General features: G+C 33.6%; 13 protein-coding genes. All 13 read left to right on the top strand.

Features of this window, described 5'->3' with window-relative positions:
- Positions 1-6: 6 nt before the first annotated feature.
- The 13 genes from sprA (at position 7) to Q7C23_RS21000 (ending at position 16,446) form a co-directional block, all read left to right on the top strand.
- The gene (gene sprA, locus Q7C23_RS21060) at positions 7-7,242 is read left to right on the top strand and encodes a cell surface protein SprA (protein ID WP_375034350.1); all 7,236 of its coding nucleotides are present in this window, start codon (positions 7-9) and stop codon (positions 7,240-7,242) included.
- Positions 7,243-7,328: 86 nt separating this feature from the next.
- Positions 7,329-7,709 (top strand): glycine cleavage system protein GcvH, encoded by a 381-nt coding sequence (gcvH, locus tag Q7C23_RS21055; protein WP_056188370.1) that lies wholly within the window; start codon positions 7,329-7,331, stop codon positions 7,707-7,709.
- Entirely contained in the window at positions 7,702-8,085 is a 384-nt protein-coding gene (locus Q7C23_RS21050; protein WP_375034349.1) for a VanZ family protein, read from the top strand. Before gcvH ends, Q7C23_RS21050 begins: the two co-directional genes overlap by 8 nt.
- Before the next feature lie 121 nt (positions 8,086-8,206).
- The gene (gene deoC / locus Q7C23_RS21045; protein ID WP_375034348.1) at positions 8,207-8,950 is read left to right on the top strand and encodes a deoxyribose-phosphate aldolase; all 744 of its coding nucleotides are present in this window, start codon (positions 8,207-8,209) and stop codon (positions 8,948-8,950) included.
- A complete protein-coding gene (locus Q7C23_RS21040) occupies positions 8,951-11,092 on the top strand; it encodes a gliding motility protein RemB (RefSeq protein ID WP_375034347.1) in 2,142 nt (713 codons plus the stop codon).
- Positions 11,093-11,248: 156 nt separating this feature from the next.
- The gene (cyoE, locus tag Q7C23_RS21035) at positions 11,249-12,151 is read left to right on the top strand and encodes a heme o synthase (protein ID WP_375034346.1); all 903 of its coding nucleotides are present in this window, start codon (positions 11,249-11,251) and stop codon (positions 12,149-12,151) included.
- A 2-nt stretch (positions 12,152-12,153) separates the two neighbouring features.
- Complete coding sequence (locus Q7C23_RS21030) at positions 12,154-12,741, top strand: heme-copper oxidase subunit III (RefSeq protein ID WP_375034345.1); 588 nt, start codon at positions 12,154-12,156, stop codon at positions 12,739-12,741.
- A 42-nt stretch (positions 12,742-12,783) separates the two neighbouring features.
- Positions 12,784-13,767 (top strand): cytochrome c oxidase subunit 3, encoded by a 984-nt coding sequence (locus tag Q7C23_RS21025; RefSeq protein ID WP_375034344.1) that lies wholly within the window; start codon positions 12,784-12,786, stop codon positions 13,765-13,767.
- 18 nt (positions 13,768-13,785) lie between these two features.
- Entirely contained in the window at positions 13,786-14,136 is a 351-nt protein-coding gene (locus tag Q7C23_RS21020; protein ID WP_072975495.1) for a cytochrome C oxidase subunit IV family protein, read from the top strand.
- Between the two features lie 78 nt (positions 14,137-14,214).
- On the top strand, positions 14,215-14,871 hold the full coding sequence (locus Q7C23_RS21015; RefSeq protein WP_194657959.1) for a hypothetical protein: 657 nt from the start codon (positions 14,215-14,217) through the stop codon (positions 14,869-14,871).
- A gap of 10 nt (positions 14,872-14,881) precedes the next feature.
- Positions 14,882-15,571 carry an SCO family protein gene (locus tag Q7C23_RS21010; protein ID WP_194657960.1) on the top strand — a complete coding sequence of 230 codons (690 nt, stop codon included), beginning with the start codon at positions 14,882-14,884 and terminating at the stop codon, positions 15,569-15,571.
- Position 15,572: 1 nt separating this feature from the next.
- Positions 15,573-16,154 carry a DUF420 domain-containing protein gene (locus tag Q7C23_RS21005; RefSeq protein ID WP_375034343.1) on the top strand — a complete coding sequence of 194 codons (582 nt, stop codon included), beginning with the start codon at positions 15,573-15,575 and terminating at the stop codon, positions 16,152-16,154.
- Between the two features lie 34 nt (positions 16,155-16,188).
- Positions 16,189-16,446, top strand: a complete 258-nt coding sequence (locus Q7C23_RS21000) for a hypothetical protein (protein ID WP_375034342.1) — start codon at positions 16,189-16,191, stop codon at positions 16,444-16,446.
- Positions 16,447-16,480: the final 34 nt, after the last annotated feature.

Genomic DNA, 16,480 nt, shown 5'->3' with positions numbered 1-16,480 from the left:
TGTTGTATGCGTAAAATTTGTATTTTGTTGCTGTTTTTACTTTGCGGTAATTTTTTGCGTGCGCAAGTAAATCAATCAGTTCAGGATACAACTAAAACGCAGTTTTCTGTTGGTAAAGTAGAACTTAAAAATCCACCAAGTATTTCATCGGCTTATAAATATGATCCGGCTACAGACCGATATATTTATACTAATTCTGTTGATGGTTTTTCAATAGATTATCCAATTATTTTAACCCCGAAAGAGTACGAAGATTTGGTTTTGAAAGAATCCAGAAGAGATTATTTCAGAAAGAAAATGGACGCGATCGACGGTAAAAAAACGGGAAGTGAAGCGGCTAAAAAAGATTTATTACCTCGATACTATATCAACTCAAGTCTTTTTGAAAGTATTTTTGGTAGTAATACCATTGACGTAAAGCCCACAGGTTCAGTTGAAATGGATTTGGGAATTCGTTATACTAAACAAGATAATCCTTCATTTTCACCAAGAAACAGATCCAGCCTGACATTTGATTTTGATCAGCGAATCAGTATGAGTTTAATGGGAAAGGTAGGGACGCGCCTTGAGGTAAACGCAAATTACGATACACAATCTACATTTGCTTTTCAAAACTTATTTAAATTAGCGTATACCCCTTCAGAGGATGATATTATTCAGAAAGTAGAAGTTGGTAATGTGAGCATGCCCTTGAATAGTACTTTAATTCGTGGGGCTCAAAGTTTGTTTGGAGTTAAGACGCAACTACAATTTGGAAAAACTACGGTTACCGGTGTTTTCTCGGAACAAAAATCGCAAACTAAGAGTGTTGTAGCCGAAGGAGGTGGTACAGTTCAGAACTTCGATCTATATGCTTTAGATTATGATAATGACAGACACTTTTTCTTATCTCAATATTTTAGAAATAAATATGATGCTTCTTTAAAAGGATATCCTTTTATTGATAGCCGTGTACAGATTACCAGAATAGAAGTTTGGGTTACAAACAAACAAAATCGTGTAAGTACTACCAGCAATAATTTAAGAAATGTTATTGCACTTCAGGATTTAGGAGAAGGACAAATTACCGGAATTCCGGATAATGAAGTTGTGGTTATTAGTTCTTCAACAGGATTTTTTAATAATCCAATTGACTCTCCAACAGACAACAATAATAACAAATATGATCCTGAGGCCATTGGTCAGGCTGGATCCTATTTAAACTCTAATATTAGAGAAATTGTAACAGCAAAATCAGGATTCAATAACACAAATGTTAGTGAAGGAACTGATTATTCGATATTAGAAAATGCCAGAAAATTAACTGCAAATGAATTTACTTTTAATCCGCAATTAGGATATATCTCTTTACAGCAACGTTTGGCAAATGATGAAATTTTAGCAGTTGCTTTTGAATATACCGTTGGTGGAAAAATCTATCAGGTAGGGGAATTTGGTAGTGACGGTGTTGATGCAACCGTTGTTACCGGAAATAATAATTCAAATCAGGCTATTATTTCGCAAAGTTTGATTTTAAAAATGCTGAAAAGTAGTTTAACCAACGTTCAAAATCCGGTTTGGGATTTGATGATGAAAAACGTGTATCAAATACCACAAGCTTATCAGATAAAACAAGATGATTTCAGGTTAAATATTCTTTACACTGATCCTTCTCCAATAAATTATATTACGCCTGTACAGGGATCAACTTTTCCGGCTAATCCAACACCAGATAATAAAGTTGATCAAACGCCATTATTGAATGTTTTTAATTTAGACAGATTAAATTATAACAATGACCCGCAAACAGGTGGTGATGGTTTCTTTGATTACCTTCCAGGTATAACGGTTGATGTCCAAAATGGTCGAATTATTTTTACAACGAAAGAGCCCTTTGGAGAATTGTTATTTAAGAAATTGCAAAATTCAGGTTCTGGTGAAAGTTATAATGATCCAACGACATATAATGCAAATCAGCAGAAATATGTATTTAGGAATATGTACAAAAATACACAATCCGGTGCTTTACAGGATAGTGATAAAAACAAATTCTTATTAAGAGGAAAGTATAAATCATCTGGAAGTAATGGTATTCCAATCGGGGCATTTAATGTGCCACAAGGTTCCGTTGTTGTTATGGCAGCGGGAAGAAGACTTGTGGAAGGTGTTGATTATAGTGTCGATTATCAATTGGGTAGGGTTCAGATTCTTGATCCTTCTCTTCAGTCATCCAATACACCAATCGAGGTTTCGTTGGAAAATAATTCTATTTTCGGACAACAGACCCGAAGATTTATGGGATTCAATATCGAGCATAAAATTTCGGATAATTTTGTTGTTGGAGGAACCTATCTTAAAATGACTGAGAAGCCTTTTACACAAAAATCAAGTTATGGTCAGGAATCTGTAAATAATACGATTTTTGGTTTTAATGGAAATTATGCAACAGAAGTTCCTTTTTTAACCAGATTAGCTAATAAATTGCCTAATATTGACACCGATGTTCCTTCTAACCTTTCCATACGCGGTGAAGTTGCTTTCTTAAAACCGGATGCTCCAAAAGCCAGTGATTTTGAAGGGGAAGCAACAATTTATGTTGATGATTTTGAGGGGTCGCAATCTACAATCGATATGCGATCAGCATATGCCTGGAGTCTGGCATCAACACCTTATTTGAATTCTATAAATGATAATACTTTTAATGCCAATTCTAATACATTAGAATATGGCTATAAACGTTCAAAATTAGCTTGGTATACAATTGATCCTGTTTTTTATTCTTCCAAACCATCCGGAATTTCAAATGACGATTTGTCTCTAAATACAACGAGAAGGATTTATAGTAAAGAGTTATATCCAAATACTGATATTGCTCAGGGCCAGATACAGGTTATTAATACACTTGATTTAACTTATTTTCCTTCTGAGCGTGGACCATATAATAATAATCCTAGTTTTAGTAGTGATCCTGCAACGTCGAATTTTGGTGGAATTATGCGTTCTCTTAATTCAACCAATTTTGAGCAAGGGAATGTAGAGTATATCCAGTTTTGGATACTTGATCCTTATGTTGGAAATGCAGAGGCACAACCAAACAATACAGGTAAAATCTATTTCAATTTAGGTGAAATCTCTGAAGATGTTTTAAAAGATCAAAGAAAACAATATGAAAACGGATTAGGTCCGGATCAGGTAATGGTAAATCCTCGACCAATTTGGGGAGACGTTCCCGCTTCTCAATCCTTAATTTATGCATTTGATACAAATCCGGATAATCGTAAAAATCAGGACGTTGGTTTGGATGGTCTTCCAAATTCGCAAGAAGGTAGTGTTTACACTAATTATGGAGGAGAAGAAGATCCGGCGGCGGATAACTATACGTATTATTTAAATACAGAAGGTGGTGTTTTAGATCGCTATAAAAAATACAATGGTGTTGAAGGGAATTCAGCTGTAAGTGTTGATGATCCTAATCGTGGATCAACTACTTTACCTGATGTTGAGGATATTAATCGTGACAATACAATGAGTACTATTAATGCCTATTATGAATACAGTATTGATGTAAAACCGGGAATGCAGGTAGGTCAAAATTATATTACAGACATCCGTGAAGTAACTAATATAGAATTGCCAAATGGAGGTACAACAAACGCAAGATGGATTCAGTTTAAAATTCCTGTTGCTCAGCCGCAAAATACAATTGGAAACATTACAGATTTTAGATCTATTCGTTTCATGCGTATGTTTATGACTGGTTTTAACAACCAGATGACCATGCGTTTTGGAGCATTGGATTTGGTAAGAGGAGAGTGGAGAAGATATACCGGTACACTTGATGCCAACGATACGAACCCTGATGATGATGGTACCGAATTTGATGTTGCAGCAGTTAACATTCAGGAAAATGGTACAAAATGTCCTGTGAATTATGTTATCCCGCCAGGAGTTCAGAGAGAACAATTGTATAATAACAATACTATTATCAATCAAAATGAGCAATCATTAGCATTGAGAGTGGGTGGAACAGGTTTACAATATCAGGATTCCAGAGCGGTATTTAAGAATGTTAGTGTTGATATGCGTCAATACAAAAAACTTAAAATGTTCTTGCATGCCGAACAATTACCTAACGAAAATACATTGTTAGATGATGAAATGGTAGGATTCATTCGTTTTGGAAATGATTTTACTCAGAACTATTATCAGGTCGAAATTCCTTTAAAAGTTACAAGAACTGGTGGTTCGTGTACGATCAGTCCTGATTTGGTTTGGCTTGACGAGAATAATATTGATTTGGCAATGGAACTCTTGACCAAGATGAAAATTCAGGCAATGAGTATCGATATTAATTCTACTAAGAGAGATATAAATGGAGTTTATTACCCAGATGACGATTTGAGTTTAAGTGGAGGAGATGGTGATGGTAGATTGAAATTAGGGATCAAAGGAAATCCTAATTTTGGTTTAGTAAGAAATTTAATGGTGGGGGTAAAAAGTAGGGCAGATCATAAAGATATTAAAGGAGAAGTTTGGTTTAATGAGCTTCGTATGTCTGATTTGGATAACAAAGGAGGTATGGCTGCGTTATTAAATGTCGACACCAATATGGCTGATTTTGCAACACTTTCTGCTGTCGGTAGAAAAAGCACGATTGGTTTTGGATCTTTGGAGCAAGGTGCCAATGAAAGAGATCGTGAAGATATTCAGCAATACAACATTGTAACAAATTTAAATTTAGGAAAATTATTGCCTCAAAAATGGGGAATTAATTTACCTTTTAATTATGCGATAGGAGAAGAAGTAATTACGCCGGAATACGATCCTTTTAATCAGGATATAAAACTAGATCAATTGTTAAATGAGACAACTGATCCGGATGAAAAAGATAATATCAGAACGCGTGCTGTAGATTATACAAAGCGAAAAAGTATCAACTTTATTGGTGTTAGAAAAGATCGTGCTCCTGAACAAAAGCCTCATGTTTATGATGTGGAAAACTTTACATTTTCGCAATCCTACAATCAGGTGGAACGTCATGATTATGAAGTCGAAGACTATGAGGATGAGCAGTCAAACACTGCTGTGAATTATGCTTATACTTTTCAGCCAAAAGAAGTAGTTCCTTTCAAGGATACAAAGTTTATGAAGAAAAGTGAATATTGGAAAATGTTGAGCGATTTTAACTTTAATTACTTACCATCGAATATAACATTTAATACAAATATTTTAAGACAGAGCAATCGCCAGCAATATAGAGATGTAGAGACGCAGGGAATTGGGCTTGAACCACTTTACAGACGAAATTTTGCATTTAATTATCAATATGGTTTTGGTTATAATTTGACAAAATCATTAAAAATAAATTATAATGCTGCTTCAAATAATATTGTAAAAAATTATATGAATGAAGATAATACTCCTAAAGAAGATTTTAATATTTGGGATAGTTATTGGGATGTAGGAACACCAAATCAACACTTACAGCAATTAGTATTGAACTACGATATTCCAATTAATAAGATTCCTCTTTTAAGTTTTGTGAAAGCGAGTTATTCCTATACGGCTGATTATAGTTGGCAACGATCTTCAACAGCATTGTCTCAATATGTTGATCCGGATGGGAATATGTTTGATTTAGGGAATACGATTCAGAATGCTAATTCGAATACGCTGACAACAACCCTTAATATGAATATGTTGTATAAGTATTTAGGTTTGACTCCGGGTGCAAAATCTGCAAAACCTAAAGCGACTGCTCCGCCAAAACCGGGAGAAAAAATTGTCAATACAGCTAAACCAATAAATAATAGTAGTCCATTTTACGATGGAATGATTGGAATTTTGACGAGTGTAAAAAACATTCAGGTTAATTATACTAAGAATAGTGGGACAGTATTGCCAGGTTATACACCTGGAGTTGGTTTCTTTGGAACGGCAAAACCTTCGTTGGGATTCGTTTTTGGAAGTCAGGATGATGTACGTTATGAGGCTGCGAAAAATGGGTGGTTGACGGATTATGATAATTTCAATCAGAACTTTACACAAGTAACAAACAAACTTTTGAAAATCACAGCCAATATCGATTTGTTGCCTGATTTAAAGATTGATTTGGCAATGGATCGTGCCTATTCTGAAAACTCATCAGAACAGTATAGTGTTATTGATACACTTGGAGGTAAACAATATACGCCTTTATCACCATACACTTATGGGATGTTCTCTATTTCAACTGTATTAATTAAAACATCCTTTTCGACCAGTAATGAAATTGAATCTGCAGCTTTTGATGATTTTAGAAATAATCGTTTGGTTATTGCAAATCGACTTGCTGAAGAGCATTATGGTGCAGGAGCCGCTATTCCTCGATATGGAGATGCAGCTAATCCAATTCCGGCGCCACCGGTAGATCCTAATAACGACCCTGATAAGCAGAAGAGAGAGATTTACACATCTAATCAGGGATATCCAATAGGCTTTACAAAAAGTAATCAGGCCGTTTTGTTGCCTTCATTTTTGGCTGCCTATTCCGGAGGTAATGCTTCAAGTAGTTCGACCGATATTTTTAGAAGTTTCCCAATTCCAAACTGGAGTATTAAGTACAACGGTTTAATGCGATACAAATATTTTAAAGATAAATTTAGACGTTTTTCATTACAGCATAATTATAGAGCATCCTATACTATAAATCAGTTTAGGTCTAACTTTGATTATAATGAGAAACCGGGCGGGCAGGATGTTAATACCAATTTCTATAATGAAACTATTATGTCTAATGTCAATTTAGTAGAGCAATTTAGTCCACTTATCCGTATGGATTTTGAATTGAAGAGCTCTTTAAGAGTCTTGACAGAAATTAAAAAAGACAGGGCATTATCGATGAGTTTTGATAATAATTTATTGACAGAGGTTAAAGGTCTGGAGTATATTGTTGGTTTAGGATATCGTTTTAAAGATGTTATTTTCTCTTCAAGACTTGCAGACAATCCAACGGGAATTATAAAAAGTGATATTAATATAAAGGCTGATTTCTCCTATAGAAATAATCAGACGTTAGTGCGTTACCTGGATTATGATAACAATCAGCTTGCAGCTGGTCAGAATATCTGGTCATTAAAACTTACAGCTGATTATGCATTTAGTAAAAACCTGACTGCAATATTTTATTACGATCACTCGTTCTCAAAAGCTGTAATATCAACTTCATTTCCGTTAACGAACATTCGTTCAGGTTTTACACTGCGATATAATTTCGGGAATTAATTTTTTTAGTTTCTAAACGGGATTTCATTAGAAGATTGTTACATTTGTGGCTAAAAAATTCAATTATCAATTTCAAACATAGTATTATGAGCATACCAGCAAATTTAAAGTACACAAAAGATCACGAATGGGTTAGCATCGAAGGAGATGTTGCAACTGTAGGAATTACGCATTTCGCTCAAAAAGAGCTTGGAGATATAGTGTATGTTGAAGTAGAAACTTTAGATCAGACATTGGATAAAGATGAGGTTTTTGGTACAGTAGAAGCTGTAAAAACAGTTTCTGATTTATTCTTGCCTTTAACAGGAGAAATTATTGCTTTTAATGATAGCTTGGAAAGCGCACCAGAAACAGTTAACTCTGATCCTTACGGAGCTGGATGGATGATTAAAATTAAAATTGCTGATGCATCAGAAATAGATTCTTTATTATCTGATGAAGCTTATAAACAACTTATCGGTGCCTAAACAATTATTGCTTATTTGGGCAATTATTTGCTCGGGAATCATTTCTTATTTTTGTTTGACAGACTCAAGTAATATTCCTGCTGTAAATTTCCCAAGTATAGACAAAGTTGTACATTTTTGTTTTCATTTTGGATTTACAATTTCCTGGATTTTGTTTTTCAAAAAAGAGCTTAAAGGAAGAGAAGCTAATGATTATAAAGCTTATCTGGTTTCGTTTATATTTTCTGTTTTTTTCGGAATCACAATCGAAATCTTACAAGGTGTTTTTACGGTAACAAGAGCAGCAGATGTAACAGATATTTTAGCAAATACAATTGGGGGGGCCATTGCGGTTTTTACTGCAATCGCTTTCAGAAGGAAATTGGATAAAATATAATTTCATAAGAAACCCACCTCGGTGGGTTTTTTTATTTTCAAAAAAAATCAAGCTTAAATAGCAATGTTTTTATTTAGAATTAAAATGTATTTTTGTCAAAATTCGATGTAATAGCAAAGTCATGAATATAAAGCAATATTTAGATTCGACATATTTGAAAACTGCTTCCCATGCTGGGCTTTCGGAAGAGGAAAATATTGACATTGTTAAAAATGTAATTCAGGAAGCAATTACAGAAGGTTTTAAACTGATTATGATTCGGCCAAAACATGTTAGTTTGGCTAAAGAAATGATTTTGAAAGCTAACTCGAATTTACTTGTTGGAACGGTAATAGATTTTCCTGAAGGCAAATCTTCAATCGAAGATAAGATTAAAGAAGCGAATCAGGCAATAGAAGATGGAGCTGATGATTTAGATTTTGTGTGCAATTATGAAGCTTTTAAAAATGGTGAGATTGCTTTGTTGAAACAAGAGATTGTTTACGGTACACAAATTGGATTAGCGCAAAATAAAACTGTAAAATGGATAATTGAAGTTGCCGCTTTGACAGATAAAGAAATTATGCAAATTTCTGCATTGATAAAAAATGTAGTCATATCAAATTTTAAAGAAGACGACTATGCTTCGGTATTTGTAAAATCCTCGACAGGTTTTTATAAAACTGAAAATGATTTACCAAACGGAGCAACAATGGCATCTATTATAATGATGCTGGAAAATGCATCACCCTTGCCAATAAAAGCAGCCGGAGGAGTAAGATCGTACAAAGATGCAATTGAAATGATTGGTTTAGGTGTTAAACGAATCGGAACTTCGGCAGCAAAAGAAATTGCAAACAGAGAGAATGCCCCAAATGATTATTAAATGAAAACCAAAATTTACGTGAATAAGATTTTTTTGCCCTTTATTTTAACATTAACTGCTTTATTTGTTTCTGCCCAGGAAATTAATAATTCTTCTGTAAAGCCCGGTTTCACAATTGAACAATTTCCTGTTTTTCCAAATTGCGAAAATTTAGAATCTAAAAAACTGGAAAATTGTTTCTATAAAGAAGTTCAGGATTTTGTGTTTAATAATTTTAAAGTTACTGAAAACTTAAAACAAACCAATTATAAAGGTGAAGTAAAAGTGCTTTTCGAAGTAGATGCAACTGGTGTTTTTAAAGTGATCTATGTGAACGCAGCTAATGATGTCTTAGCTGAAGAAGCGAAAAGGGTTTTTGGTCAATTTCCTCACATTAAACCATCAACTTATAATGGAAAACCAACGTATTCAAAATATACAATTTCGATAAATATTCCGCTAAAAAGTTCAGAGCAAATAGAGGCTGAAGCTTTGGCAGCTGCAGAAATTTTAAAGCCAGTCGAAAAGCCAATGACGGAGCTTGATAGTATCGTGTATAAAAAATACAATAATCCTGAATTCGAAAGCCATTTAAATATTCCGTTTTCGCATAGTTATTATGCGCAATTTGATGGTGCAATGAACCAGGTTGGAAGTAACAATCATACTGCTTCAAAGCCTTATACTTATGCTGAGGTTTCTAAATATTATGATTTAAAAACTCTTAATGAGTCGCTTAAAAAAAAGGCTTCAACCTGGTTGGGAAGAAAATGGTGGAATGAGAATTTGGTTCAGATACAGGGAGAAGATTACTGGTTGGCTTTAAATCCTCTAGTTGATTTGCAAATGGGTAAAGCATCAGATCTTGATGCGTCATATACCTACGTAAATACGCGAGCTCTTAATTTTAGAGGTGGTTTGGGAAAACAAATAAATTTTACAACCACAGTTTTTGAAAGCCAGGGAAGATTTGCGGGTTATTTTAATGATTATGCCGAAACATTAAAACCTTCTGGAGGAAATCCGGCAATTATTCCAGGGGTTGGTATTGCAAAAAGATTTAAAACAGATGCATACGATTTTCCTTTGGCAGAAGCTAATATTACCTACACGCCAAGCAAGTTTTTTGATTTTCAGTTAGGCTACGGAAGGAATTTTATTGGAGACGGTTACCGTTCTTTGTTAGAAAGTGATGGAGCCAGTCCCTATCCGTATTTTAAAATCAACACCACTTTTTGGAAAATAAAATATACGAACACGTATATGTGGTTAAAAGATGTTCGTCCTGATGTTACGGTTGAAAAAACATATGCGACAAAATTCATGGCAAATCATTATTTAAGCTGGAATGTTTCGAATAAATTAAATTTAGGCTTTTTTGAATCTGTGGTTTGGACCGATAGCAATAATAGAGGTTTTGATGTTAATTTTGTAAATCCAATTATTTTTTATCGTACTGTTGAGTTTGCTTCATCTTCTAGAAGTGGAAATGCACTTTTGGGATTTACAGCTAAATATAAGTGGAACAATACAGTTAATTTGTATGGTCAATTTTTGTTGGATGAATTTTCAGCTGGAGATATGACAGGAGGAGAGCAGAGTTGGGCTAATAAGTTTGGTTATCAATTAGGGGCAAAATATTTCAATGCTTTTAAAGTGAAGGATTTATTGCTGCAATTAGAATACAATCATGTTCGTCCTTATGTGTACTCACATAGCGCTGTTATAACAAACTATGGTCATAATAATCAAAGTGTGGGACATCAATGGGGTGGAAATTTTAATGAGCTGCTGGTAATTGGCCGATATCATAAAGGACGTTATTTTGGTGATGCTAAGTTTACAATGGGTACGAGAGGCTTGGATTTTGATACCACTGAGGATAGTTATAATTACGGAGGTAATATTTATAAAAGTTACGATGAAAAGCGACCATACGATACTGGTGTAAAAGTAGGGCAGGGAAACAAAACAAGTGTTCTTATTGCAGATATTCAGGCTGGTTATCTAATAAATCCAATGACGAATTTGAAGCTGTTTGGAAGCTTTATCTATAGAAATTTTGACCCAACACAAGAAACAGCTACAACTTTCAAACAAAGTACAACATGGTTCACCATCGGACTGCGCACTGATGTCTTCAATTGGTATTTTGATTACTAAGATTTAATAAGATTTTTCGAAATAATTGTGTTAAAGATTTACAAGTCCTTATTTTATAAAGGTTTTATTGAAAAAAATCTAATTTTATAGTCAGGAATTCTACAATCTAATTTGTACATTTGCACCACTCAAAAGAAACATACAAACAATAACGGTTTGAATACTACAAAAAACACATTCTCGTTTAAATCAATATTTCAAGATTTTAAAGAAATAACTAAAGCAGGATTGGCTATTAGTGTTTTGTTTTCCTCGATTGCGGGATATTTATTGGGTGTAAATGACGAGCACCCTTTTAAATGGAGTGTTTTGATCATTTTGTCTATAGGAGGATATTGTATGGTTGGAGCTTCGAATGCTTTTAATCAAGTGATCGAAAAAGATATTGATTCATTAATGGATCGTACAAAAAATCGCCCGGTTCCGTCTGGAAGAATGTCACCAAAAGTAGCTTTGTTTGTAGCAAGTCTGCTGACTATTTTGGGAATTGGTTTGCTATATTCAATAAATGCGAAGTCGGCAATGTTTGCTGCAATTTCAATATTTTTATATACAAGTATTTATACGCCATTAAAAACGGTAACTTCGTTATCAGTTTTTGTTGGTGCGTTTCCTGGTGCGATTCCGTTCATGTTAGGTTGGGTAGCTGCTTCAGGAGAGTTTGGTATTGAAGCAGGAACTTTGTTTTTGATTCAGTTTTTCTGGCAATTTCCTCATTTTTGGGCTATTGGATGGTTTTTGTATGAAGATTACGAGAAAGCTGGAATCTTTATGCTTCCAACAGGTAAAAAAGATAAAGGCACAGCATTGCAGATTATTTTGTATACCGTTTGGTTAATAATAGCTTCATTATTGCCTGTTTTGGGCTTTACAGGACAGTTGTTTATTAGTCCAATTGCTGCAGCTATAGTATTTATATTAGGTTTGTGGATGTTGTTTTATGCAGTTCGTTTATATAAGTTGAGAACAGCAAAATCGGCAAGAACATTAATGTTGGTGAGTGTTTCGTACATATCACTATTGCAGATAGTATATATAGTAGATAAATTTTTAAGATAGTTATGGAAATGACAATGACAACAGGTGAGGAACAATTACGAAAATCAAAATCGGCTAAACTGATTTTGTTATTCGCCATGGTAAGTATGACCATGATGTTTGCCGGGCTTACAAGTGCATTTGTAGTAAGTAAATCAAGAGCAGATTGGTTGAAGAATTTTGAATTACCAACAGCATTTTTTTACAGTACAGCTGTAATTATAGGATGCAGCGTGACATTTTATTTGGCAAAAAAAGCAATTGAAAAAGACAATCGACAAGCTACGACAAATTTCTTATTGGCAACTCTTGTCTTAGGTATTTTATTTGTGATTTTGCAATTTAAAGGTTTTGGACAAATCATGGATAGTGGTTATTATATGACTGGTCAGGGTAGTTCAATTACTGCGACTTTCCTTTATATTATTGCTTTTGTACACCTATTACACTTGCTTGGTGGACTAATTTCACTTTTAATTGTAATTTATAATCATTTTAAACAAAAATACAATTCGACTCAAACTCTTGGTATAGAACTAGGTGCAATGTATTGGCACTTTCTAGACTTATTGTGGGTTTTATTATTTTTATTTTTATATTTCTTTAAATAAGAAAAAAACGTAAATTTGGGAACTTTTTAACGAATATCTTTTATGGAAGCGACAGTTACTACTGCAAATAACGACGAAAAAACTTGGGGAGGCGGAGACATTCAGCCATTAGGAGCAAGTTATGGTAAAATGATGATGTGGTTTTTTATCGTATCAGATGCCTTGACATTCTCTGGATTCCTTGCTGCTTATGGTTTTTCTAGATTTAAATTTATTGAAACATGGCCTTTGGCTGATGAAGTGTTTACTCACTTCCCATTTATGCATGGCGTTTCGGCTCCAATGTATTATGTAGCCTTAATGACTTTTATTTTGATTTTCTCATCTGTAACAATGGTTTTGGCTGTTGATGCAGGTCACCAATTGAAAAAGACAAAGGTTGCTGTTTATATGTTCTTAACTATTATTGGAGGTTTAATCTTCGTTGGCTCACAAGCCTGGGAATGGAAAAACTTCATTAAAGGGGAATATGGTGCAGTAGAAACAGCAGGTGGAAGTTTATTGCAGTTTGTTGATGCACAAGGCAACAGAGTAGCTCTTGAAAAATTTGCGGTAAAATTGCCGGAACAAAGACAAGCACTTACAAGATCACATGGTACTTGGTTTGTGGAAGATGCTGAAACGCAGCCGACTTATACTGTTGCTGAAGTACAGGCTGGTTTTAAAGCACATCCTGAATTATTGATCAGAACGGAGCAGCTTACTGATAAAAAGAAAAAAACAGTATTGACAAGAGCAGAATCTGAGTCTCGTCTAAGTACTGCAAAATATGTAGTAGAAGGAGCTAACTTAACAAGAAACGAGTACGGAAGTAAATTATTTGCTGATTTCTTCTTCTTCATTACAGGATTCCACGGTTTCCACGTATTTTCTGGAGTTATTATCAATATCATTATTTTCTTTAATGTATTATTGGGAACTTACGAGAAAAGAAGAAGCTACGAAATGGTAGAGAAAGTTGGTTTATACTGGCACTTTGTCGATTTAGTTTGGGTATTTGTATTTACAGTTTTCTACTTAGTTTAATTTTAGATTTTAATTATTATGTCACACGAACACGTATCAAATACAAAAAGAATCTGGTTTGTTTTTGCATTACTTTCAGTAGTAACTACAGTAGAAGTTATTCTGGGTATTTTAAAACCAGAATCATTAGAATTTAATCATTTTGTAGGTTTGAATTTGTTGAACTGGATTTTCTATATCCTTACAATTTTCAAAGCTTATTATATAGTATGGGCATTTATGCACATGGAAGGTGAAAAAAGCAGCCTTAGATGGTCTGTTGTATCACCAGTTATTTTCCTAGTTTTATATTTATTGTTTATTCTTTTGACAGAAGGGCATTATATTTATGGGGTTTTTAAAGATTCTACTATTAAATGGAATTTTTAACATGATATTAATTCGAAAAGAAGCTCCGTTTAACGGAGCTTTTTTTATTTTTGTACCTCAATAACTTCCGTTAATACAATGAAAAAAAATATAGTTCTCTTTGTACTTTTTGTTCTGCCGATTGTAGCCTATTTATTTTTTGCTTCAGGAGTAAACAGTTTTACTAAACTTCCAACAATAACTCCTAAAATTGCCGACTTTGGTAATTGGAAATCACTAAAAGGTGAAAAAGTAACCCTAAATAACAAGATAACTATTCTTGGTTTTTCAGGTTCTGAAATTCTAAAAAACAGAGGAAATTTTTTCAATCTGAATGAGAAAATCTACCAACGTTATAATGGCTTTAAAGATTTGCAGTTTGTAGTTGTTTGCCCTTTAGGAACAGAAAATGATGCGCAGAAAATTGAAGAATCTTTAGGTGCTTTTACAGATGTATCTGGTTGGCATTTTGTTTTTGCTTCTCCCCAGGAAATTAAAACCTTTTACGATCAATTGCATTTGAAAGGAAAATTAGATCAAAATCTTGGAACTTCAAATGTTTATATCGTAGATAAAGCAAGAAATTTAAGAGGTAGAAAAGGAGCCTCAAAAGATAAGAAAGACGAATACAAAGAAGGTTATGATACTTTTCATCCATCTGAGTTAAGCAATGAAATGCTTGATGATTTTAAAATCATATTATATGAATATCGCGCTGCTTTAAAAAAGAATCACAATGCCACAAAAGAACTTTAATTTTTAAATTATGTTTAAAAACAAATCATATATCGGAATTTCGTTTATTGTTTTAATCTTCGGAATTTATGCAGTGCCAAAAATCGTGGACAGAATAAAAAATGGTGACGTTGTAAAAGGAAATCGCTTGGATAATGTAGGTTTGAAAACTTCAAAATCAGATGCTAAATTATTGACTATTGGTCCGGCTCCCAAATTTGAATTAACCAATCAGGATAACGCTAAAGTATCAAATCAAACTTATAAAGGAAAAGTTTATGTTTTAGAGTTTTTCTTTACCACCTGTCCTTCTATTTGTCCAAAGATGAATTTAAGCATGTTAGAGATTGAGAAAACTTTTTTTGGAAATCCAAACTTCGGAATCGTATCCATTACAATTGATCCGGCTCATGATACACCGCAAGTTTTAAAAGATCATGCAAAGTTGTTAGGGGTAAAATCGTCGAACTGGAATTTTTTAACGGGTGATAAAGCAACAATAATGGATCTGTCAAACAAAGGATTCAACTTGTATGCGGGGGAAAATGCAAAGGTAAATGGTGGTTTTGAGCATTCAGGTTTATTTGCTTTAATTGATAAGGATGGAAATATTCGTTGTAGAAAAGATGAATTTGGAAACCCAATTTTGTACTACGACGGACTAGATAAAAAGGGAGTTAGAGATATACAGGAAGATATTAAAATATTATTAGAAGAATAAAATGGAAGATAATTCATTAGAAAAAAAATTCGGCAAGTTTATTGTTGCTGTTTCAATTGTAATACCGGTTGTGGTTGGAATTTTATTTGGAGTCAAATTAAAAGATTTCGGAATTGATGTTGAACCACTTTCATTTTTACCCCCAATTTATGCAACTACAAATGGTATTACAGCCGTAGTTTTGGTGTGGGCGGTTATTTCTATCAAAAACGGTAAACGTAAATTGCATGAGCAATTAATGACTTTTGCTATTATGTTATCAGTTGCTTTTTTAGTTATGTATGTTGCGTATCACATGACAGCTGATTCTACTAAATTTGGAGATTTGAATCACGATGGAATTCTTAATTTAGCTGAAACAGCTAAAATTGGATCGGTTCGTTATGTATATTTTGTGATTTTAATTAGTCATATTTTATTGTCCATCGCTATTATTCCTTTGGTATTAATTACTTATGTTAGAGCCTTGGCACAACGTTTTGACAGACACAGAAAAATAGCTAAAATAACTTTTCCACTTTGGTTGTACGTCGCTGTAACAGGTGTAGTGGTTTACTTAATGATTTCTCCTTATTATGCATAAAATAGAAAATAGAATAAAGATTAAAGAAAATAGAATGGAAAATAGAGGTGGAGTTAGAAAATTAATGTCAACTACATATTTCTATGTTCTGTTCTCTATATTCTTTTCTTTTACCGCTAATGCTCAATGTGCGATGTGCAGGGCAGCTCTTGCGGGAGATTCTAATGTGAAAAAAGCAGAGGCAGTCAATGATGGAATTGTTTACTTGATGATAATTCCGTATTTACTTGTTGGAATTATTGGTTTTCTGATTTATAGAATGTACCAATCAAAAAAGAAAGAAGCAGTATAATTTTTACTGCTTTTTTCTTTTTTATGGATTTGTG

Origin of the sequence: Flavobacterium sp. LAR06 (assembly GCF_041946075.1) — a bacterium.
In the GTDB taxonomy this organism is placed as follows: Bacteria; Bacteroidota; Bacteroidia; order Flavobacteriales; family Flavobacteriaceae; genus Flavobacterium.
Note: the sequence above shows the minus strand (reverse complement) of the source record. Positions and strands in the feature narration are given on the sequence as shown.